Genomic DNA, 24,332 nt, shown 5'->3' on the forward strand with positions numbered 1-24,332 from the left:
CCTAGCCGGCGCTCGCAGCATTGCGCGGTTGGGTTGATCGGACCGCCGACCATTGATCGCTGCCGATCATGTCGCGCCAGCGCATCGCAAGCGCGTCCAGGGCGTCCTCGATGCACGCCCATACCGACTCGAGGGGCGACGCGCCCGGGGCCGCGGCCGCAATTCGGTTCTCCACGGCCTGGTTTGGCGGATTCGGCGCATCGCCGAACGGCGCGAGCGCGTTGATCGCGTCGATGACGCGGCGTCGTCGGTGCGCGTACGGCGAGGCGCTCAGCTCGTCGGGCATGATCGGCGTGCCGAAGATATAGTCCTGCGCGGCATGGCGATAGGGCACCTCGAGCTTGTGTCCCACCGGCTCCTGCGGCAGCCCCCCGGCGAAGTACACCGGGACGATCGGCAGCGACGTCTCGATCGCCAAATCCAGCAACGTGGAGGTGAGTCGCTCGACGCGCTGACCGGAGTGGACATGCCGAGTTCCGTCGGCGTGCACCAACGTTGACACCCCGCGGGCCTCGACATCGCTCTTGATCTCGTCAACCAGTTCGAGGAACTGTTGCGGGTTCTGCTGATCGAAGTATCGGATGGTGCACAGCTGTCGGCCCGCCACGACGTCGAGAAGCCGCAAAAGCTCACCAATCCACCGGTTTTCATGTTTGGCATGGGCGATCGGCACCACCTGCGTGCCGGTCAGCCAGGACGCGATCGTGGTGCCCAACAGCGATTCGATCTGCACCTGGTGATTGCCCAGCAGTAAAACCGGGTGGCCCCGAATCGCCGCCATCGCCGGTGGGTCCGCGACGATGACGTGCCGGACGTAGCGCGACAGCAGCGCCCCGTGGAGAACATCGCCGAACCCGTCCGGCTGCATGCCGAGCTTGCCGGACCACCAGTCGCGCACCGGTCGCCAATCCGTCTGCAACGACGCGCTGGCCCGGCACACCCGCTGACGCGATTGATCGATCTCGACGCGGATGCGCTCCAGCGGCAGCGCCGGACAGCTCACCTGCCCATCGGCGACCCGAACCTGTGCGGGGTGTATCGCGTTATGGGCGGCATCGGCGACCGCTTCCTTGGTCGCGATGTCGACCAGCAACGAATCCCCTTGGCTGTCGGTGCGGTACACCGCGTGCAAGGTGCCTTTGAACCAGTCCAGCGTTGCCGCGCGCACCGAATCGAGGGTGACGACCCCGTGACCTTGCCGCTCGCTCAGCGACATCGCGGGCACGGCCCGCCGCTCGGCCAGAAACGCGCGTCGCTTCAAGCCCCCGGCTTGGGCGAGAGGTCCCTTAGACAACAGGATTTCGACGAGGCGGAGGTGGGCCCACGGCTTGCCCGCAACGCTCAGCCATAGATCGATGATCGGCATGCGGCGATCGTCGTCGTCGAATCCTGCGAACCGGGCCTGGACCTCCACGGTCCCCTCGGTTGGGGCGTCACTGTAGAACCGGGCCGAGACGACACGACTCGGAAATGCGACGGTCGGGTCCGCCGCGTCCGAATACGACTCGACGGCGCAACTATCCGAGGTCCATACGCTCATCGCGGCATGCGGGACGATGTGCAGCGCGCCGTCGAGCAGTCCCGGCTGCAGCACGCCCGCCGGAACCTTGCACCGCTGCACCGCAAGCACCCCCGACGACCCGTTGCGGCCGATCCGGGCGCCGTCCAGCAGCGTTGCGAATGCGGGTCCGTGGAACACCGCGCTGGTGTCGTACGGCGTGGCGAAGGGCACCGCGCCGGTCAGCGCGGCCGGGGTTGCCGGCCCGTCGGCGTACCGGTCCGCGGTGACGATGGTGGCGTGGGCGTGAGTTTCCCAGCGCGACAACGCCGCCTTCGGTGCGTCTCGCCACACCTCGAGCCGGCCCTCGAAACGTCCGGGCCCCGCGGGCTCGACGATCACCCGCAGCTGCTTGGGCGAATCGACGATGATCCAGCGCACCACCCGCAGGTCGGTGACTTCGACCACGTTGGCCGCGCCCGCGGCACGGCTCGCCGCCTGCGCGAAGAGGTCGAGCACGGACATCATTGGCAGAGAAGGGATTACGTACGTCGGGCAATGATCGGTGATCCAGGTGTCGCTGGCGGGATCGATGGTCGTCTCCACCACCGTGGCCGACGTCGTCGAAGCCGGTGCCGTCGAGGCGGGTGCCGTGGTTGCCGGCGCCGTCGAGGACAGGCCGATCCCCACTTGAGTCTGGCCCTGCGGCGCATTTCGCGTGATGCGCATACCCAGGTTGGTCGCGGTGTAGATCCGTTTGCCGTCCACCCACAGCGAGGCGTCGGCGACGGCCAGAATGCCATCGTCGTCGCGCGCGATGCGAGTGATCTCCAGTTCCGAGGAGATCTGCTTGTTCGTCGGCACGATCTGCCCGCGATACCGCCACGTGATCGCATCGTTGAGCGCCACCGGCTCGAAACGCGCCGAAGGTCCCGCCTGGGCGCCGAGGCCGTGATCGAGCATCGCGAATTGCAGGAGTTGAAGCATCATCTCGATGCCCAGCGAGCCCGGCTGGACCGGGTCTTGGCAGAAGTGGGCCTTGAAGTACCACTCCGCCGGGTCGACGTCCTTGACGGCACGCCACCGCCCGAGACCGGCCTCGCCGTCGGTGAGCCAGCGTCCCGTCACGCGGTCGATCATCAACAGCATCGGATCCGCCAACCGCGGTCCGGGACCGAAGAACTCGTGCGGCCGCGTGCCCAGGTCGACGACGGGCGCCTCGCATGGGCGCTGCGCAATGGCGCGCTGCTCGTCGGTGACCGGAAGACCCACCTGCTGTTGCAACGCTTCGCGGCCGAAGTATCCGAACACCGTGTCAAAGGTGTAGACGGGCCCGTCGTCGGCGTTGATCTCGCCCTCGAAAGTCACGATGATGGTTCCGCCCGCCTGGGCGATGCTCTTCAGAACGACTTTGGTCCGCAAGGTCCCGGTCGACGGCGTGACCTCCCGGTGCTGTCGGCCCGTTCCGTCGAGGTTGCGGAAGTAGAGATCCCGTTCGCTGTTCAGCGGACAGCCGACGTAGCTGGCCAGCCAGCCGCACGGTTGCAACGCGACCTCCATCAGCACCGCGTTGGGCATCGTCGGTGCCCCGTTCACCGCGAAATACCAAGCATCGGTGGGCACTTCGTACTCGACGACGACTTCTGCACCGGCCTTCACGACGCCGATCTCGCCGACCAACTCGGTGACCCTGGACATGAAGTGGTAAGGCGGCCCGGGCAGCCTGGCCACCTTGCGATGCGAATCGAACTTTTCGAAGAGCGGGCCAAAAGCCAACGACGGCTTGGCGATCGCGCTTGCCAGCATCGCTTGGTAGTCGAACCGGAACCCGTCGACCTCGGCGACGGGTTTGGGTTCGACATAGCCCTGCAGTTCCCTGACCCCCAGATCCATCGGCCAACCGGGCGACAGCTTCAGGCCCATCCGGCGGCAGTGGAACGCCGGCAGGCCGTCGACGGTGCAGAGCAGGTCGGCGAACAGCGTCGGCTCAGGCCCGGCGAATACCTCACGCACGAACACCTCGTAGACCAGTTCGCGGGACTGCGGCGTCACCTGGCCGCGGCACGACAATTTGTAGGTCTCGAAGGGCACGGGTTCGAAGCGCCAGCCGTCGCACTCCAGCGTCATGCCCAGCGCGGTCATGTAGATCGCCATGGTCTGCATGGTCGCTTCGAACATGAGCGTGCCCGGCATACACGGGTCGTTCTTGAAATGCCCTGCAAAGTACCATTTTTCGGGATCAACGTGCGCGACTGCACGCAGGTAGCCGCGGCCCCACGGGCCACCCGACAAATCCAGCTGGGTTACCTCGTCGACGAACAGCAAGGCGCCGCTCGAGATGCACGGCGTGCGCGTGTGGCTGGCGGCGCGTTCGAACCCAGGACCAAATGTGCGCCAGATCTCGCCGGCCGCCATCGCCTCCAGCTCGGCGCGAGGCAACGAGGTCCGCGACGTCTGCGACGGCGTTGCCTCCATCGGACCGCTGACGGTCTCATCCTCGGGACGCCAAAGGATTCCGCCCGAGGCCGCCAACTCCTCATCGGAGAAGAAGCCGGCCTGGCCGTTGCGCATCGACATCCGCTCGACACCGTCGATCGTGCAGTCGTAGTGAAAGAAGAACATGCGGATGTCGCCTTGACGGGCGTGGCCGTCGACGTGGATGTCGAATCGTAGGGTGTCGCCGATCTCGGGGAGGCCGCCCAGGTAGGTGACCTCACAGCCCAGCAGACGGTATACCCGATCGCCCTTGTTCGCGAAGTCGGCGCCCATCCACGAGATGAGCATGAGATCGGCCTGCCCCGCCTCGATCATGATCCCGGCGGGCATCCGGCCCTGAGCCAGATACCACGCATCGGCGGTGACATCGGTTTCGGTCCATAGCGTTCCGGTGCCGTGCTTTCCCGGCTCGGCGTCGATGCCCAGCAGCCGATCCGCCAGCAGCAGCGGCGGTTCCGGCATCCGCACCTGTCGAAGGTAGTTGTCTTGCACCGCGAATGCCTCGCCGTAAATGTCGGAGATCTTGCCCGACGCGTGCACCCGCAGGCCGTCCTTGTCGAGCGTGAGGCCCACGGGCGCGCGCTTGGCGGTCGGCGCCGGAACCCGCTTGTCGGCGGGCCGGTCCGGTTGCACCGCCTTGCAGGCACCCGCAAGCGGCAGCTTGTCGATCACATCGATCACATTGTGAGCCAACGGCTTCGAGGCCGTGTCGCCGTTGTCCGCATGACTTGTGGAGTCGTTGTGGTCAGCGCCATTGCGGCCGCTCCCCCGACCGGCGGCCGCCGGAGCGTCGATGTCGTAGGCAACCGCCAGCGGTTCCGGTGGCGTCTGCGCGGCCAGGACCGCACCCAGCGGCACCCGCCCCGACGCCTCTTCGGCCTTGGGCAGAGCCGGGGGAACCGGGAGATGTGTTGCCATACGCTGCTCCCCTTTACTGACGATCAGGTGTGAATTCTGGTCAAGCACAACGTTGCTCGGTAGCAGAACGTCGGGAAGATGACCGGGAAAACGCAGCCACATCGACTTTCCCGATCCTGACCCGGGATCGGTCCGGTGTGCGTCGAGCACACCGGCATCGTGTTGTTTGACCGGCGGTGGCACCAGCACGATGTGTTGCTCCTGGCCGGCCAGCCCGTTGAGCGCGATGACGACCTCTCGCTGCGGCGACGACCACGGCGTGCCGTCGGGCCGTACCCCGAGAAATCCGTACAGCGCACCGGCGGCGACGTGCAACAGTCCGGACGCGGCGTGCGCGTGGCCGAGTAGCGGCGAGAGGTTCACGGCGCCGGGTGCGGTGCCCAACCGAAGGCAATCGGCGTGCGGCCGCGGGCCCGCGGATAAAGTGGCAAGAACCGTATCGTCGTCACGACGCGCATCGTCGGCGCGTTTGAGTACCAGTACGACGGCGGCATCGCCGGATACCTGCTCGCCGGATCCGAGTAGCACCCGGGCCGCCGCTTCGTGCACGGGTTCGCAACTGAGGTCCACCGCACCCACCACGGCCGCGTCGATCTCACCTCGCCGCAATGCGCGGGCCGCCATCTCCAACGCCGTGGTGCCCGAAAGCTCCTCGCGGGATACCGTAAAACTCGGCCCGCGAAGGTCGAACTGGCTGTTCAACCGGTTGGCGACAATATTCGGCATGGCGCCCACCACGCCGGCTGCGGTCCACCCCTGCACGACCGCGTCGCGCGTCGTCGCCAGCAGATCCGGGTCATCGATCTCGCCGGCCAGCCGCCACCGCACGCCGAGTCGCGTCACCTCGGCGTCGCAACCCATCCCGACGATGACGCTGGTCCGGTCCGGTGGCAGATCTTTGATCAACGCACCGACATTCATCGCCGCTCCGAGAAGGGCGATTTGCTGGGGCAAGGTCTGCTTGAGATCGGTTGGGGGGAAACGTGTCTGCGTCAAGTCGAGGCAAACTTCGGCCATCCGCGCTCTGACGACACCGTCGTCGTCGCGACGGGCAATCGACCGGTTATTCACCAGATGATCTGCCACCGAAAGGGTTTCGTGCCCATCGCCCACCAGCAGGCCGAGCCCCACGATTGCGATGTCGCTCTCGGCTTCGGTCGAAATCACCGGCCATCGCGATGGGGCCTCCGGCTGGTTGGCAGGCCCGACCCATTCTTCGAGCAGCAGATGGGCGTTGTTGCCCCCGAAGCCGAAGTTGTTGATCGCGGCGCGTCGCGGTCCGACGCAATGCCACGGTTCGGCGTCGGTGAGCAGACGGAACGGGGAGTCGGCGATGAACGGCAGCGGATCGTCGGCGTGCAGCGTCGGGGGACGGACCCGCGCACGCATCGCCGCGAGCACCTTGATGGCTCCCGCGGCACCGGATGCCGTGATGGAGTGCCCGAGATTGGATTTCAGTGATCCGATCGGCACGTTGGCCATTCCGGCGAAGATGCGCGCCATGCTCATCAGTTCGGTCAGGTCGCCACGTGCGGTTCCGGTGGCATGGCACTCGATCAAGGAGATGTCTTGCGGCTCGAGTTCGGCCATCTCGTAGGCGAGGCGCATCGCGCGTTCTTGCCCCTCTTGCGAGGGGACCAGCAGACCGCGGCCGCGGCCGTCGTTGCTGAGGCCGACCGCCCTGATGACGCCCAGTATGTGGCTGCCATCGGCGATTGCGTCTTCCAGCCTCCTGAGCACCAGAATCGCCGCGCCTTCGGCCGGCACCAGTCCGTCCGCGTCCTGATGGAACGGGCGCGACCTTCCGGAACGGCTCAGCGCCTGTAGCGCGCTGAAGCCGACGTGCAAGAGCAGATCGCTGGCTCCGTTGACGCCTCCCGCCAGCATCACATCCGCGGTGCGGTCGTGCAGCCGGTCGCACGCCAGCTTGATGGCATACAGGGAAGAGGCGCACGCGGCGTCGAGGGCAGTCGCACCTCCCGTGAGGCCCAGCGCGTTTGAGATGAGGTGGGCGGGCAGACCGGACATGAATCGGTTGCGCCAGTCGATGCGGTGTTCCGTTGCGCGCCAGACCTTTTCGGCCAGATCTGTCATGGTCTTCGTCGGATAGCTCAAGTTGCCGAGGACGACCCCGGCCGAGCCGGGGACTTCGCCGGCACGCCAGCCCGCGCAGTCGACGGCCTGCCGGGCCGCCTCGACGGCCCAGAGGTAGAGCGGGTCGAGACCGTCGAGCTCGGCAGTGTCGAGCAGAAGACCCCGTGGGGCGAAATCCCGTTCGAAGCCCCGCACATATCCGCCGCGGTCGGACCAGGTGTGGTCCAGGAATGCCGAGTTCTTCGGGTCGCGCAGGATGTGCTCCGCGGACACGCCCCAATAGCCCGGCTCCGCAGAGCCGAGCACGTCGCGGCCTTCACGCACCGTGTCCCACAACCCATCGGGACTCAGCCCGCCCGGAAGGACACAGCCTTGGCCGACGATCGCGATGGGTTCAAATTTCAAGACGACTCCGCAGCATCGTTCAAGTGAGTTCAGCTGCCGTATGGGTACATCTCGAGTCCCTTGATGCTGGCAACCAACAGGTTGTCCGCGTCGACGAGATCCAGATCGCACACCGCGCGGCTGTTCTTGGCCACGCCGTTGGAGAGCACGCAGCGCAACCCATCCCCCAGCGCACCGGCGCGGTAACGCACGATCTCGCCCACCCGCAGTGGCAGCACCTTGGCCCCGAGCTGTTCATAGCTCCATACCAATGCCGCTTGCAGGCAGCCGTCGAGCGCGGCCGGATCGGTCGCCCAGCCTTCGCCCGGCCAGCCCACCACCGTCAGCCCGTACAGGGGGGCCGTGGCGGCCGACCTTTGGCAGTCGACGCTCTCGAGGACCTGGAATGCTGGACCGTGGAAGAGCGCGCCGTTGGTGTAGCAGGTGTCGCGGTTGAGCTGCCGACCGCCGATGGTCGCGCTCGCGGGCGCCGGTATCGACTTTGTGCCCGAGCCCAATTCGACGGTCGCGGAATAGTGCGCGGTCGATCCGGAAGCGTCGGATAACGTGCACGCCAGCCGATGTGGGTGATCTTGCACCGACGCGCAACGCACCAGCATTGCATCGCCGCGTTGCTCGATGTCGTGCAGTGTCACGCCGCGCAGCACTCGAAGGTCGAGAATCCGATCCGCGCGCTGGCCGGGGCGGCAGGCTTCGGCCATCCGCACAAACCATTCCAGCGCCTGCACGATGGGCAGGACCACGTTGCCCTGGATGCGATGGTCGAGCAGATATGGCTGGCGAGCCGCCTGGGCCACCACCCGTGCGACCCTGCCCTCGGCCGGCACCGGATGGGTTGGCACGCCTGCCAATACGCCGTCTCCGAGAATCACCTCGGGACTGGCGGTCTGCGCGTCCAGCACGTCGCAGACGAATGCCCGGGCGCCGTCCGCCAGCGGGATCAACGAGATTCCCCGGGACTCGAACATCGCCTTGAGGCCGGGTGTCACCATCCCGGAATCCCAAGGGCCCCAGCCTAATGCGCGGACAAGACAGCCAGGACCGCGGCGGGCCTGTTCGGACAGGGCGACCTTGTTGAGGATCTCGTTGGCCATGGCGTAGTCGCTTTGGCCGACGTTGCCGCTGCGGGCCGCCACCGACGAGAACAGGCAGACCAGCTTCAGCGCATCGGTGGCGGTCGCATCGAGCAAGGCGCACAGGCCGCCGACCTTGGTCTCGAAGACGCGGTCATATCCATCCAGGGTCTTCTTGTGCAAAGGCGCATCCGCCAATACACCGGCTCCATGGACCAACCCGGTCACGGGCCCGAAGTCGGCGCGCACACCGTCGAGCAGCGCGCCGAGTTGAGACGCGTCGCGCACGTCGGCCGTGGCGTAGCGGACCCGTGAGCCGGCAGCGGTCAGCGCGGCCAGGGTGGCGCGCACCTCACGATCGGCCAGGATGCGCTGCACCTGTTGTTCCAGCTGTTTCGGTGTGAGCTTAAGTCCTTGCGCTGCAGCGCTTGTCAGCAACGCTCGCTTGAGCTCGGCGTCGGTTGTCAGCCCTTGCGCGGCCGGTGGCTCATCGCCGAGTTCGGTGCGCCCGATGAGCACGAAGCTGGCCCGTGTCTGTTCAGCCAGGGCGATCACCGAGGCCGCCGTCACCCCGCGGCCACCGCCCGACACGACAATGACGTCACGCTGGTCGATGCGACGAGTGTGCGTGGTCACCGGCGTCGCGTCGGCGACGATCGTGACCCGTCCGTGCGTGCTACTCAGGCCGACTTCCAGTTCGGCTCCGCCCGCGAGTATTTCGTGCGCGATGTGCTCGGCAATGGCGATCGGGGTCAGCTGCCCGGCCGCGATATCGATGGCCTTGACTTGCGCTTTCGGCCATTCCTGTGCGGCAGTTTTGGCCAGGGCGGCGATGCCGCCGGCCCATGCGCGCGAGCCGGACTCGGTGAGCAGACCGAAGGTGCCGCCGGTGTCCTGGACGGTGACGAAGACGCCGCCCTGCTCCTCGAATCGCGTGGCGACGCGTTGCGCATCGGCAAAGACCATACGGTTGAGGGCCAGCGTGTCGGCGCGGCTGGTTGTGCGTTGCAGGCCGCCGAGATGGATCACGGCCTCGGCGTTGGCATTCGGCTCGGTCACGATCGTCGCGCTGATGCCGTGGGTGCGCAGGATGGCGGCCAGGGCCTCGCCGACGCCGGATGAAGTTGCGACGATCTCCACGTTGGCGGCGGTGTACAGGCCCGGCATTGCCATCCCGCTTGCCGGAGCAGCAACTGCGCGCACCGCGTGGCGGGCGATCGCTGCTCCGGCTAACTCAAAAGGGAGGCGGTCACCCGCCACGGTGCCGTTGGGGATGGCCGGGATCGGGGGTGGCGCGTGCATGGGTGGGGCGCCGTTGTGGGCGACGGGGGCCATCGACGACTGCAGGTAATCAACAATCTCCTGCAACGTCCCCAACGCCGCCATCGCACCCGTCTCCACATCAGGCAACGCCGGAACCCGCTCCTGCACCGCCGACAAAATCTCCACCCGCTTAATCGAATCGATGCCCAAATCCGCCTCTAACGCCATCGACAAATCAAGCATCTCAACCGGATAACCCGTCTTATCCGCCACCACATCCAACATCTGCCCCACCAAATCCACACCCACCCCGGCGGCAGCAGGCGCCGCCGGGACCGGAGCAGCAGCAGGCGCGGCCGCAGCAGGAGCAGGCGTCCCGTTACGCGCGACCGGAGCCAGCAACGACTGCAGGTAATCAACAATCTCCTGCAACGTCCCCAACGCCGCCATCGCACCCGTCTCCACATCAGGCAACGCCGGAACCCGCTCCTGCACCGCCGACAAAATCTCCACCCGCTTAATCGAATCGATGCCCAAATCCGCCTCTAACGCCATCGACAAATCAAGCATCTCAACCGGATAACCCGTCTTATCCGCCACCACATCCAACATCTGCCCCACCAAATCCACACCCACCCCGGCGGCAGCAGGCGCCGCCGGAGCCGGAGCAGCAGCAGGCGCGGCCGCAGCAGGAGCAGGCGTCCCGTTACGCGCGACCGGAGCCAGCAACGACTGCAGGTAATCAACAATCTCCTGCAACGTCCCCAACGCCGCCATCGCACCCGTCTCCACATCAGGCAACGCCGGAACCCGCTCCTGCACCGCCGACAAAATCTCCACCCGCTTAATCGAATCGATGCCCAAATCCGCCTCTAACGCCATCGACAAATCAAGCATCTCAACCGGATAACCCGTCTTATCCGCCACCACATCCAACATCTGCCCCACCAAATCCACACCCACCCCGGCGGCAGCAGGCGCCGCCGGAGCCGGAGGAGCAGCAGGCGCCGCCGGGACCGGTGCAGCAGCAGGCGCCGCCGGAGCCGGTGCAGCAGCAGGCGGGGCCGGAGCCGGTGCAGGCGTCCCGTTATGCGGCGCGGTCGGTGCCACGGGAGCAGCCGATGTCCCGTTGTGCACAACCGGGGCAGCCAGCACCAGCGGAGTTCCGTTGGCAATTGCGGGCGATGCGGCCACAGCCGACGGGACCACAAGACCTTGCAAAACGCGCTGTAGCCGGTCGAACGCGTCGCGCAATGTTCCTACCGTCGCGATCATCTCCGTCACCGCGTCAGCACTTATCGCGGGCACGGCCGCGGGCGCCGCGACGGGTGGCGAAGCCGCCGAAGTCACCGTCGCGGGTGGAGGAAGCACAGCTGTCGTGGATGCGCCGACGTGACCATGACCATTGCCGTTGCTGGCGGCATGGCCATTGAGCGCGGCGGGCGCCGGCATGACCGTCGGGGCAACCGGAACCGGCGGCGGTGGTTGCACAACCGGCGCCGTGCCGTTCACGTGAGCTACGGGGGTAATTGGTTCAGATGGCATGAATTTGGACTCCGATTCGGTCCTGTGTCCGTTGGTGCGGTCACTGCGGTCGAGAGTTGTTTCGAGATCAGAGGGCCGCCGCACCGGCTCGTCGCTTATTGGCGGCCTTCCATAGTTGGATCCGTTGATCTTCAGGGTCAGCTTCGGCTGCTCGCGGTTCCGCGGATCGTCGCCTACGCGATAGTCGGCCCACAGGCCCTCGAAATTCATCGGGACGCCGGCGGCCACGAGCTGGGCCAATCCGATCCACAGCGATCGAATGCCGTTCTTGCCCTTGGCATCCAGGGACACCGCGGAATGCTCCTCGCCGGCGAGACACTTGCCGACGAGATTTGTCAGCACGCCGCCGGGACCAACCTCGATGAACGTGCGTGCGCCGGCCCGCCACATCGCCTGAATCTGTTCGACGAACCGCACCGGCTGAGCAATCTGGTTGGCCAGCGTGGTCCGCATTTGTTGAGCGTCGCCGACGTACGGCTGCGCTGTCGCGTTGGCGTAGACGGGCACCTCGGGCACCCCGAACGCGATATCGGCGAGGAAGTACCCGAACGGAATCGCTGCGGGGCTGACGATGTCGGAATGGAACGCCGTCGCGACATCCAGGCGTCGCGCGTTGATGCCCGCCGCCGCGAATCGTTGCGCCGCATGTTCGATGGCGGTGCTGTTCCCGGACAGCACAGCCTGATTGGGCGCATTGTGGTTGGCGATGACCACCGGGAGCCCCCACTCCCCGATCAGTTGGCGGACCTGGTCGACGGGCGCGGTCACCGCGCACATCGCTCCGTCGCCGTTGGTGGCGGCTTCGGCCATCAACTGACCACGCTTGCGCGCGATTTGGAGGGCGACCTCGCCGCTGAAAACACCGGCGGCACATAGGGCGGTGACTTCACCGAAGCTGTGTCCACCGACGGCAACGGGTGCGATACCAAGAGCACGGATCACCGAGAGCAGGCTCAGGCTGTGCGCACCAATACCTGGTTGCGCCCATTCGGTTTTCGTCAGCTCGGTGGACTGCAGTGCACGCTGTTCGTCGGTGAACGCCGTCTTCGGCCAGACAACCTCGTGCAGGTCGCGATCGGCGTTCAACCGGTCGGCGCGGGCACATTCCCACGGCGACAATGCCGGCTCGTGCAGCTGCGGCAGGTCCGCGCCCATGCCGACGTACTGGCTGCCCTGGCCCGGAAACAACAACGCGACCGGCCCGGGCCGTTGCGCCGAATAGAAGTAGCCCCTGGGTGAGGCGAACGAAAGCGGAACATCCGCCGCACCGAGCTTCGCTGCGAGTTCGTTCAGCATCGTCTGCAAGCCCGAAACACTGTCGGCGACGACGGCCAGGCGGTGGGGTTGCGCGGCGTTGTAGACGGCTTGCGTGCTGCGCGCGATCCAGCCGAGCATGTCAGGGCTATCGACCAATGATGCGCAGAGATGAGCGGCTTGCTCGGAAAGCGCTCCCGCAGAAGGCGCGCCGAGCACTACCAGTTCGGAATCCCAGGACCGGTATCGCCATGCCCGCTTTCCGGCGCCCGTGTACTCCTCGACGGCGACGTGAAAGTTGGTGCCGCCGAAGCCAAACGAGCTGACAGACGCCCGTCGCGGGACACCTTTGTCGGCCATCCACGGCTTGGCTTGCGTGGACAGGTAGAACGGCGACTGCTCGATCTCGAGGGCGGGATTCGGCCGATCGATCTTGATGGTCGGCGGCAAGGCCTTGTGATGAAGCGCCATCACCGCCTTGAAGAGGCCGCACGCCCCCGCCGCGCCCTTGGTGTGCCCGACCTGAGACTTGACCGAGCCGAGCGCGCACCATTGCCGATCCGCTCGCCCCGATTCGTTGAAGACCTCGCGCAACGCGGCGAACTCGGCGGCGTCTCCGGCCTTGGTACCGGTGCCGTGCGCCTCGACGAGCCCCACCGTTTCCGGGCCGTAGCCCGCCGCGGCGTAGGCGCGACGGAGGGCTTTCGCCTGACCCGCCGGACTTGGCGCGTAGATGCTCTTCGCCCGGCCATCCGACGAAGTGCCGATGCCGCGGATCACCGCGTAGATCCGGTCGCCGTCGCGCTCGGCGTCGTCGAGACGCTTGAGCGCGAACATCGACAGCCCCTCGCCGAGCATCGTGCCGTCCGATTGGTCGGAGAAGGGACGGCAGTCGCCGCTGGCCGACAGCGCGGTGACCTTCGCGAAGCACATGTACATGAAGATGTCGTTGAAGGCGTCGACGCCGCCGGCGATCACCATGTCGGATTCACCGAGATAGAGCTCGTGCAAGCCCACCTCAAGAGCGGCCAGCGAGCTGGCGCACGCCGCGTCGATCACACAGTTGGTGCCGCCCAGATCGAAGCGGTTCGCGATGCGCCCGGCGATGACATTGCCGAGCAGTCCGGGGAAGGTGTTCTCCTGCCACGGCGCGTAGTTGGCCGTCACCCGTTCGCTGAACGCGGCGAGTTCGCTTTCCGAGAGACCGGCGGCCCGGAGTCCGCGCTCCCAGACCGGCCGGTGCAGACGACCGCTGATGTAGGTGATCAACTCCGTGCCGCCGGAGGCGCCGAGTACGACGCTGATGCGCTCGCGATCAATGTGAGAAAAATCACCACCCGCGGCGTCCTCTAATACTTGCCGCGCGACTCTTAGTGCTAGCAGTTGGGCGGTATCAATTGCGGGCATAGCGTTCGGCGGAATGCCGAAATCCATTGGCGAAAAGTCGACATCAGGCAAGAATCCACCGCGACGCGCGTATACCTTGTCGGGCATATGCGGATCGGGGTGGTAGTAGTCGTCAATGCGCCAGTGCGACTCGGGGACCTCGGAGAACAGGTCGACGCCTCCGACGATGTTGCGCCAGAAGCGCTCGGCTTCGGGAGACCCGGGAAACAGCGCGCTTACACCGACAACCGCAACGGGGGGGTGCTTTGATGCCATCGATCACCTTTGCATTGGCTAGACGAGCAACATCGAGTGTTTACTTGCGGCACACCGAAGACTGATCGTCCAGGTTTTGCTGCATTGACCTGCACCCCCGGGGCAGGCCTAGCGCTCGCGGGGACCATATCAGAACCCCGCCTCTTGTACTGACGAACTGTCAATACCGCTTGGCCGAATTTCATGGCACGAAGTGACCAACGGTTTCCTGGGTTGACATAGACGGTTCCTTTGTGATGCAGCTTTGTCTCCCAGCAACTTTCTTTATGGAAGGCCGCGCTCGCCGACGTCGCGGAACTGCTCGCCGGTCGGAGCTTGCTGCCCAGCTAGAAGACCTTGCGGCGACGGCCGCGCCCCACCCGGTGACTGGCCGGCCAGCTATGCATCCCGAGGCGAGGAACGCCAACATAACCTCGGCCGAACCGCGGCGCGGGGTTTTATTCATCGGTCGTCGAACCGTTCGTTTGCGACGCTGGGAAGCGCATCGTTGGGGATCGCACCGGCTTCACACGAGGCCATTGCAAATAACGCACGGTGCAGTTACTCGCGGGTAACTGGACGCGGATTTGATTTTGGCCACGTTCTCCCGATTTCGACGGAAATCCGACGGGAGAATTTGCCGAACTCAAGCCATTAGGCAACTGACCGATATGTCACATCAATTTGACAATGCCGCATTCCCACGCATTTCCTCGTCACCCTTAGCTCGAGCACGACGCAAGGCGCCCCGCGGGGTTTTATGCGCGCTCCCAAACCTGATCTTGTTTACCGAATTCTCGGTCCGATCTGCACCAACCCCACGTCGGCGGCCCACGATTCCGCACCGCCGCCGAAGCGGTCGAGCGACGGCAAGGATCAGGAGAGGGCGCCGCTACTCACGGGTAGCTCCTTGCCCGAAACGGAAACGTTTTACAAAGACAGCGGGCGCGGAATGTAGTTGAACGCATCCGCCGGAACGGGCACTCCGCATTTGCGAGCCTGGTGTGCCCGGCTGATGTGGGTGGCCCCCTCAAGCAAATTCAGCGCGACTTGGTCGACCTTCCGGTCTTCCGCGTGCTCCAGGTAGCTACCCGCCACCCAGCTGTTGAAGGCTCCCATCGATGGGCCACACCAGATCTGGTAGTCCAGCACCCGATCGGGTTGCCCGTCGATCGCCCACCGGCTTGATTTGCCGAGGTACCAGCGGAACACCAGGCCCATCTGGTACTTCGAGTCGCGAGTCGCCAGTTCGAGCACCTCGGGGTCGCGCTGCTCCCAGTACTGATGCGTTTCGGCCCAGACCTCCCCGACGCTTTTGCCGAGGATCTTTTCCAGCTCCGCACCGTGCTTGTCCACGACGGCACCGAGGTTCGGGTTGGCCGCGTACCACTCGTAGAGCTTCCTCGCCCGTGGGCCGAACATCGCGCCACGTTTGAGTACCTGCAGATTCACACCCATCTCGAACATGTCGGAAGCCGGGGCCATCATCACGTCGGCCACTCCGGCCTTGGCGAGCATGCCACGGGCGTGCGGGGAAAGGCCCGACTCGATGCACGCCTGATTGATCGAGCCGGTCAACACATAGGCAGCACCCATCGCGAATGCTCCGGCCACGGATTGCGGTGTGCCGAGACCCCCGGCGGCGCCTACCCGGATCCGGCAGGCCAGGCCGTGCTGCTGCGCCAGCTTGTCGCGCAGCAACACGATTTCGGAGAAAAGCGCCGGCAGCGGTCGGTTGTCGGTGTGCCCTCCGCTGTCGGCCTCGACCGTGATGTCTTCGGCCACCGGGACGTGCCGGGCGAGCTCGGCTTCCCGTTCGGTCAGCTTGCCGGATGCGACGAGCGCCGAAACCAACGCCGCGGGTGCGGGTTCCATGAACATGCGGGCGACCTCGGGACGCGAGATCTTCGCCATCACGTGGTTGTTGCGAACGATCGCGCCGGCCGGGTCGGTCGACAAGCCCGACAGGGCGTAGTGCACGACCGCCGGGGTGAGCTTCATGAACGCCGAGGCCTCGACGACGCGGACGCCGCGTTCGATGAACAGCTCGGCGACCCGTCCCTCGAGTGCGACCTCGTTGGGTGAATGGATCAGGTTCGCGCCCCAGGCCAGGGCCCTGCCCGCCAGCCTCGCCTGAATATCGGCCAGCCCGCGTTCGACGGCGGCGTACGAGAGGCCGCCCGCGCCGAAGAAACCGAGCATGCCGGCCTCGGCAACGGCCACCACCAGAGCGGGGGTCGCGATGCCGTTTGCCATGGCGCCGGTGACATAAGGAAAGCGGATTCCGTGGGACTCACAGAACTCGCGGTCGCCCAACCATTCCGGATAAATCGGGGGCAGGGTCCCCATCAGGGATACGTCGGACGCACCGGCACCGACCAGTTCACCACCCATCGCAAGGCCCAGCTGGCCGGTGGCGTCCTCGCGGACCACATGAACCGGGTGGCGCACGTACTGCAGGATGTGAGCGATGTCTTGCGGTGCGAATGCGGCCGGCGCGGTGCTCGCACGCCACCCGCCCACTGACGGACTCACGCCCGACTCGGTGCGATGGCTTAATACAGCGGTGGGTCGCTCAGTCACTGCCAAGTCCCTTTCAGCACAGTGTGGACGCGTTATCCCCCGGGGTAGCTACTGCATAAAAGCAAGAATGAGCTTCTCACGAACCGTGAGCGTGCGCGGGAGAATTGTCGGACCGCTCACCTATGATCGAATGCGTTAACCCCAGCGACCTGGTGATGGGGATCGAGTCTGCGCATCGGCGGGAGTCGGCGCTGGTGGCGCGACGGCTGGCGGCGGTGGCGGCGTTGCTGCGGCATCGAGTGGCCGCGGCCGGGCAGGTCGCCGAGGACCAGCGGGGTTATGCGGTGATCGACGGGTTCGAGCGGACCGCGGCCGAGGTGGCCGCCGCGATGAACCTGTCCCCGATGGCGGCCGGCTATCTGGTGTCGGATGCCGAGGCGCTCGATACCCGGCTGCCTGAGGTTGCGGCGCTACCGGCCGCGGGCCGTACCGATTGGCGCACCGTCCGGTTGATCATCCGCCGTACCGACTTGATCACCGATGACGAGTTGATGGCCGAGGTCGACCGATCACTGGCCGCGCGCATCGGCAACTGGCACAGCTGGTCGCGACAACGGATCGTCAATGCCGTCGATGCCGCGGTGCGCGGCGTTGATCCCGATGCCGCCCGGCAGCGACGCGAGTCCGCCGAGAATGATCGCTACATCGCGATCAGCACGCTGGACAACGGGATGGCCGACATCGATGGCACCGTCGGGGCCGCGGCCGCGACGGCCTTTGATCGCCGGCTCTCCCAGCTTGCCGGGCAGGTGTGTGCCGCCGACCCGCGCACGACCGAGCAGCGCCGCGCCGATGCCGTGGCCGCGCTGACCCAGGCACGCGGCCTGGCATGCCGGTGCGGACAGTCGGACTGCCCCGCCACCGCCGGTGCCGGCGAACCGGAGTCGCGTGGGGGGCGGGTGGTGATCAACGTGGTCGCCGGCCAACAGACGGTTTATGCCGATAGCGATGCGCCGGGCTACCTCGAGGGGTACGGGGTCATCGACGCCGAACAGGTCCGCGAACTGGCTTCTACCGCCTCACTTCTCGTCGCTGATCCGGTCACCAGCGCGGCCGAGGCGCTGCGCTATCAACCCTCCGCGGCGCTGGAACGCTTCGTTCGTTGCCGGGATCTGACCTGTCGCTTCCGGGATGTAGCCGCCCGGCGGTCGTGTGCGATCTCGACCACACCGTCGCGTTCAACCACCAGGATCCGGCGGCGGGCGGGCTGACAGTGGCGGAGAATCTCAAATGCCTGTGCCGCCAACATCACCGACTCAAAACCTTCGGTGCATGGCGCGATGCTCACCTGGCCGACGGCACCGTCATCTGGACCTCGCCCACCGGGCGCACCTACCGCACCCACCCGGCGGGCGCGGATCTTTTCCCGCAGCCGCGCGGCCCGGCGTGCGCCGCACCCACCGCGGTGCGACGTGACCGGGCCACGCAACGACATGCCCGAATCAGTCAGGCGCGCATACATAACCGCCGCCAACAGGCCCGCAAAGAGGAAATCGCTGCGCGTAAGTTCCGAAACCACATGCGCGACACACTGTTCGCATTCAAGGGCACACCCGCCACCAGCCCGTTCTGCACCTGGGTCAACGAACCCCGCGAACCCGAAGAACTACCCGCAGACTGGGCCCCCGACCCGCCAGCACCAACACCCCCGCCCACGACCCGCCCTATTAATAACCTCGTTCAGATTTGCTCGACAGCCGCTCGCGCAGGCGGCGATTCACCGACTCCGGCAGCAGCTTTGAGACGTCGCCACCCATCATCGCCACCTCTTTGGCCAACGACGACGACACGAAGGAATACTGCGGCGCGGTCGCCACGAAGAAGGTGTCGACGTTGGCGATGTGCTTGTTCATCTGTGCCATCTGCAGCTCGTACTCGAAATCGGTGCCGGTGCGCAGGCCCTTGACGATCGCGGCCATCCCGCGGGACGTGACGAAGTCCACCACCAGGCCTTGACCGACCTCGACGCGCAGGTTCGGCAGATGAGCCGTCGCCTCCTCGATCATCGCGACGCGCTCGTCGATTTCGAACATGCCCTTCTTTGCGGGGTTGGTCAGGATCGCCACGACGACCTCGTCGAATTGACCCGCGGCGCGTTCGAAGACGTCGATGTGGCCCAACGTCACCGGGTCGAATGAACCTGGGCATACGGCGCCGCTCATAACCGACCAAGGTAGCAGGGCGCCTCAATCAAATTCGGCCAGCTCCAAACGGGTGTCGCCGTAAACCCGCTCCGGCCACGGGGTCCAGCCCTCCGGCCAGGTCAACGGCGCGCTGGCGGCGGCGCGCTCGATGATCGCGACCGTCGCCGCGCGCACCCAGCCGTGGGCACCCAGCGCGGCCAGGACGGCCTCGACCTCGGCGGTCTCGATGTCGTAGGGCGGGTCGGCCAGCACCAGATCGACCGGGGACGCGGCCCCGGTCGCCAACACCGCGGCCACTGCACCCCGGCGCAGCGTCGCCCCGGGCAGGCCCAGGGTCTCGATATTGGTCGCGATGACGGCCGCGGTGCGCGGATCGGACTCGACGAACAACGCGGACGCCGCGCCGCGCGAGAGGGCTTCCAGGCCCAGTGCGCCCGAACCCGCGAAGAGGTCCAGCACGGCCAGGCCGGTCAGATCCAGCCGCGCGGCGACGATGTTGAACAGCGACTCGCGCACCCGATCGGTGGTCGGCCGGGTTCCGCGCGACGGCACCGCGATGCGCCGCCCACCGGCGGCGCCACCGATGATGCGGGTCAGCTCAGCACCACCAGCAGATCTCCGCCCTCGACCTGCGCGGTGCTCGACACCGCGACCCGCGCCACAATGGCGTCTTTCGGAGCCGTGATCGGAGCTTCCATCTTCATCGCCTCGATCGTGGCGATGGTTTGACCGGCGCTCACCTGATCGCCCTCGGCCACCGACACGGTGACGACCCCGGCGAAGGGTGCCGCGATGTGGTCGGGATTGCTTCGTTCGGCCTTCTCGGCGGTCGGGATCGTGCTGGCAATGCTGCGGTCGCGCACCAGAACCGGACGCAGCTGGCCGTTCATGATGCACATCACCGTGCGCATGCCGCGCTCGTCGGGTTCGGAGATTGCCTCGAGCCCGATCAGCAAATCGACGCCGCGTTCCAACTTCACCCGGTGCTCTTCGCCTTGGCGCAGTCCGTAGAAGAACTGGTTGGCCGACAGGTGCGACGTATCGCCGTAAGTGTCCCGGTGCTCCTCGAATTCCTTTGTCGGACCGGGGAATAGCAGGCGGTTGAGCGTGGCCTGACGCTTGGTCCCGCTCAGCGCCAGGACGGCCTCGTCTTCTGGACTGAGCTGCTGGACGGGCCTGGCGGGTGCGCGGCCTTCCAGCGCGGCGCTGCGCAGCGGCTCGGGCCAGCCACCGGCCGGATCGCCCAGCTCGCCGCGCAGGAATCCCAGCACCGATTCCGGAATGTCGAATCGTGCTGGGTCGGAAGCGAATTCGTCGGCGCTGAGCCCCGAACCGACGAGAGCCAGCGCCAGGTCCCCCACCACCTTCGACGACGGCGTGACCTTGATCAGCCTGCCCAGCACCCGATCCGCACCGGCGTAGGCCTCTTCGATCTCTTCGAACCGATCGCCCAGGCCCAGCGCGATCGCCTGCTGGCGCAGGTTCGACAACTGGCCGCCCGGGATTTCGTGGTGGTACACCCGCCCGGTCGGACCCGGCAACCCGGATTCAAAGGGGGCGTACACCTTTCGCAGAGCCTCCCAATACGGCTCCAGTGCGCATACCGCCGAGAGCGACAGGCCCGTGTCGTGCCCGGTGTGCGCGGCGGCGGCGACGATCGAACTCAGCGCGGGCTGGCTGGTGCTTCCCGCCATCGGCGCGGAAGCCCCGTCGACGGCGTCGGCTCCCGCCTGCCATGCGGCCATGTAGCTGGCCAGCTGGCCGCCCGGGGTGTCGTGGGTGTGCACATGGATCGGCAGGTCGAAGCGGCTGCGCAGCGCGCTGACCAGTTGGTGGGCGGCCTGCGGCCGCAGGAGTCCGGCCATGTCCTTGATGGCCAGCACGTGTGCGCCGGCCTCGACGATCCGTTCGGCCAGGTTGAGGTAGTAGTCCAGCGTGTAGAGCCGCTCCCCCGGATCGGACAGGTCTCCGGTGTAACACATCGCGACTTCGGCTATCGCCGAGCCGGTTTCGCGTACGGCGTCGATCGCCGGACGCATCGAGTCCAGGTTGTTGAGCGCATCGAAGATGCGGAAGATGTCGATGCCGGTCGAGGTCGCCTCTTCGACGAACGCCGTTGTGACCAGTTCCGGATATGGCGTGTACCCGACGGTGTTTCGGCCCCGCAGCAGCATCTGCAGGCAGATGTTGGGCATTGCCTCACGCAGCGTGGCCAGCCGCTCCCAGGGATCCTCCTTCAGGAAGCGCAGCGCCACATCGTAAGTCGCACCGCCCCAGCACTCCGCCGACAACAGCTGCGGCATGGTCCGGGCCAGATAAGGCGCCACCATCATCAGCCCGCTGGTGCGTACCCGGGTCGCCAGCAGCGACTGGTGGGCATCGCGGAAGGTCGTGTCCGTCACGCCCACCGCGGGCGACTCGCGCAGCCAGCGCGCAAAACCCTCGGGCCCCAACTCGACTAGCCGCTGCTTGGATCCGGCCGGTGGCGCCGCCTCGAGATCGACCTCGGGCAACTTGTCGTGCGGGTAGACCGTCGACGGGTGGGTGCCGTGCGGGCGGTTGACCGTCACGTCGGCCAGGTAGTTGAGGATCTTGGTGCCGCGGTCCGCCGACTCGCGTGAGGTCAACAGTTGCGGCCGTTCGTCGATGAACGACGTGGTGATGTGACCGGCCTGGAAGTCGGGATCCTCCAGAACCGCTTGCAGGAACGGGATATTCGTCGAGACCCCGCGGATCCGGAACTCCGCGATCGCGCGTCGCGCACGCGACACCGCCGTGTGAAAATCGCGGCCGCGGCAGGTCAACTTGACCAGCATCGAATCGAAGTGGGCGCTGATCTCCGCGCCGAGGTTGGTGCTGCCGTCCAGGCGGATGCCGGCACCGCCGGGGCTGCGGTAGGTGCTGATCCGGCCGGTGTCGGGGCGGAACCCGTTGGCCGGGTCTTCTGTCGTAATCCGGCATTGCAGTGCGGCGCCGTGTGGCCGGACGTTCTCCTGACGCAGGCCCAGATCCTCTAGCGTCTCGCCGGAGGCGATGCGCAACTGGCTGGACACCAGGTCGACGTCGGTGATCTCCTCGGTCACGGTGTGCTCCACCTGAATCCGGGGATTCATCTCGATGAAGACGTAATCACCGTTCTCGTCCAGCAGGAACTCCACGGTGCCCGCACAGCTGTATCCGATGTGCCGGGCGAAGGCGACGGCGTCGGCGCAGATCTTGTCGCGCAGCTCGGCGGAAAGGTTTGGCGCGGGCGCTAATTCGACGACCTTCTGGTGGCGACGCTGCACGCTGCAGTCGCGCTCGTACAGGTGGATCACGTTGCCGGCGTTGTCGCCCAGGATCTGCACCTCGATGTGGCGCGGCTTGATCACCGCTTGCTCGAGATAGACCGTCGAGTCACCGAACGCCGATTCGGCCTCACGGCTGGCGGCCTCGATCGCTTCGGGCAGCGCGTCGATGTCGGCGACCCGGCGCATGCCTCGTCCCCCACCACCGGCAACAGCCTTGACGAACAACGGAAATCGCATGTCTGCCGCCGCCGACACCAACTCGTCGACGGACGCCGACGGTGCCGAGGAGGTGAGCACGGGCAGCCCGGCCTCGCGCGCGGCGGCGATAGCCCGCGCCTTGTTACCGGTCAGCTCGAGGATTTCGGCGCCGGGGCCGACGAACGTGATGCCGGCGACCGCGCAGGCCGCGGCCAATTCCGGATTCTCCGACAGAAAGCCGTACCCGGGATAGACGGCATCGGCGCCCGCCCGGCAGGCGGTTTCGACGATCTCGTCGACGGACAGGTACGCGCGCACTGGATGACCGACGTCACCGATCTGATAGGACTCGTCGGCCTTGAGCCGATGTTGCGAATTGCGGTCCTCGTAGGCGTAGACGGCAACCGTGCCGACGCCAAGTTCGTAGGCCGCGCGGAACGCACGAATCGCGATCTCGCCGCGATTGGCCACCAGCACCTTGGAGATCACCTTTGACTCCTCACAGCAGCGTCGACCAGTAGTCCCAGAACCGCACCATGATCAGCAGAAACACCGCGGTAAACCATAGCGCGGTGATCGACCATCGCCATTGATAGAGCACCCGTGCCGCGGTGCTGCGGTCGAGCACCGGGCGAAACGCGATGGACCCGACCACCACCAACAGCGTGATCGTCATCGCCCAGACCACCATGCAGTAGGGGCACAGCGCCCCGATCCGGTACAGGCTCTCGTAGATCAGCCAGTGCACAAACACCGCACCGGCCAGCAAGCCGGCCGCCAGCGCTGACCAAAACCATTGTGGTATCGGCACTTTCGCCACCGCAAGGACGCCGACCACCAACACCACGGTGAACGCCACGATGCCGAGCAGTGGGTTCGGGAAACCCAGCACCGACGCTTGCGGCGTGACCATCACCGACCCGCACGAGATGATCGGATTCAGGTTGCACGACGGCACGTACGACGGGTTGAGCAGGATGTCGATCTTCTCCACCGTCAACGTCGCCGAGGAGACCAGCCCGACCACACCGGCGATCAGCACCCACCAAGCGCTGCGCGCCGGTACGGATGAGTCACGCGTCGAAGCCGGTGTCGGGTCGCCGGATCGCTCGGCTGGTTCGACCGGCACCGCGACCGTCACGAAGCCGCGGGAGCGACGGCCGTGTCGATGCCCGGAACGTCGCCGACGATGGTCTTGATCTTGGCGACCAGCGCATCGGGCGTCGACGGGTCGTAGTTTTCGCCGTTGATCTTGATCGTCGGGGTCGCGGTGATGCCCGCGGTCGAGGCCTCCCCGGTGACCTTGGGGACGTACTTGCCGCTGTTGATGCAATCCGGCACCTTGCCGACGACGCCGGCCTCGCGGGCCAGCTCGATCAATTTCGCGTTATCGGGGAAGTTGGGTCCCCGCTCGTCGGGCTGGATGCCCTTGCTGAACAGCGCGGTGTGAAAGCGCCGGAACGAATCCATGTTCTCGTCGGCGACGCACAATGCGGCGGCGCCGGCCCGCGACGAATAGTTCTGGCTCTTGGAACTGTCGAGAATGGCGACCATCGAGTAGTCGGCCGCTATGGCACCGGCGTCGATCAGCTTGGATACCGTCGGCCCGAAAGTGCGCTCGAAATTGCCGCAGGCCGGGCACAGGAAATCCTCGTAGAAGGTCACGACGGCCTTGGGGTTGCTCGTCCCGGGCTGGGTGACCAGCTTGCTCGACGTCACGCGGACGGTGTCGCCCTCGCCGGCGACGCCCCCCTTCTTGTCGTGATGCGACGTCACGATGTAGAACACCAGCGCGACCGCGAAGATGATGATGAACGCGGTGCCGCCGATCTGAATGAGCCGGCCGGACTTGCCGTCTGACGCCTTCAGGTCGAATCGGGGGGGACGTTTCGATTTGTCGGCCACAGCTTCGGTGATCCTTCTGTGTTTG

At 66.3% G+C, this 24,332-nt stretch carries 8 protein-coding genes and 1 pseudogene; 1 reads left to right on the top strand and 8 read right to left on the bottom strand.

The genetic code is table 11. From position 1 onward, the window contains the following. Position 1: 1 nt before the first annotated feature. The 3 genes from G6N55_RS08320 to G6N55_RS08330 form a co-directional block, all read right to left on the bottom strand. Positions 2-7,411 carry a beta-ketoacyl synthase N-terminal-like domain-containing protein gene (locus G6N55_RS08320; RefSeq protein WP_139827061.1) on the bottom strand — a complete coding sequence of 2,470 codons (7,410 nt, stop codon included), beginning with the start codon at positions 7,409-7,411 and terminating at the stop codon, positions 2-4. A gap of 29 nt (positions 7,412-7,440) precedes the next feature. Beyond that, positions 7,441-14,208 (bottom strand): type I polyketide synthase, encoded by a 6,768-nt coding sequence (locus G6N55_RS08325; protein WP_163667234.1) that lies wholly within the window; start codon positions 14,206-14,208, stop codon positions 7,441-7,443. 909 nt (positions 14,209-15,117) lie between these two features. After that, positions 15,118-16,722 (bottom strand): PfaD family polyunsaturated fatty acid/polyketide biosynthesis protein, encoded by a 1,605-nt coding sequence (locus tag G6N55_RS08330; RefSeq protein WP_085226280.1) that lies wholly within the window; start codon positions 16,720-16,722, stop codon positions 15,118-15,120. Positions 16,723-16,892: 170 nt separating this feature from the next. Between G6N55_RS08330 and G6N55_RS08335 the strand changes: the two are divergent. Beyond that, positions 16,893-18,436 (top strand): annotated as a pseudogene (locus G6N55_RS08335) (HNH endonuclease signature motif containing protein); the annotation flags it as partial. 1 nt (position 18,437) lies between these two features. Here the strand turns inward: G6N55_RS08335 and coaD are convergent. From coaD to G6N55_RS08360, 5 genes are read right to left on the bottom strand one after another with little or no spacing between them, the layout of a single operon-like run. Continuing rightward, positions 18,438-18,932: a pantetheine-phosphate adenylyltransferase gene (gene coaD / locus G6N55_RS08340; RefSeq protein WP_085226278.1), complete on the bottom strand. Its 495-nt coding sequence runs from the start codon at positions 18,930-18,932 to the stop codon at positions 18,438-18,440. A 24-nt stretch (positions 18,933-18,956) separates the two neighbouring features. Next, positions 18,957-19,511, bottom strand: a complete 555-nt coding sequence (gene rsmD / locus G6N55_RS08345; RefSeq protein WP_085227077.1) for a 16S rRNA (guanine(966)-N(2))-methyltransferase RsmD — start codon at positions 19,509-19,511, stop codon at positions 18,957-18,959. Beyond that, positions 19,508-22,891, bottom strand: a complete 3,384-nt coding sequence (locus G6N55_RS08350) for a pyruvate carboxylase (protein WP_085226277.1) — start codon at positions 22,889-22,891, stop codon at positions 19,508-19,510. Before G6N55_RS08350 ends, rsmD begins: the two co-directional genes overlap by 4 nt. Positions 22,892-22,901: 10 nt before the next feature. After that, complete coding sequence (locus tag G6N55_RS08355; protein ID WP_232079039.1) at positions 22,902-23,531, bottom strand: vitamin K epoxide reductase family protein; 630 nt, start codon at positions 23,529-23,531, stop codon at positions 22,902-22,904. 8 nt (positions 23,532-23,539) lie between these two features. Further along, complete coding sequence (locus G6N55_RS08360) at positions 23,540-24,307, bottom strand: DsbA family protein (RefSeq protein WP_085226264.1); 768 nt, start codon at positions 24,305-24,307, stop codon at positions 23,540-23,542. Between the last annotated feature and the right edge of the window lie 25 nt (positions 24,308-24,332).

It is taken from the genome of Mycobacterium florentinum (assembly GCF_010730355.1).
Lineage (GTDB): Bacteria > Actinomycetota > Actinomycetes > Mycobacteriales > Mycobacteriaceae > Mycobacterium > Mycobacterium florentinum.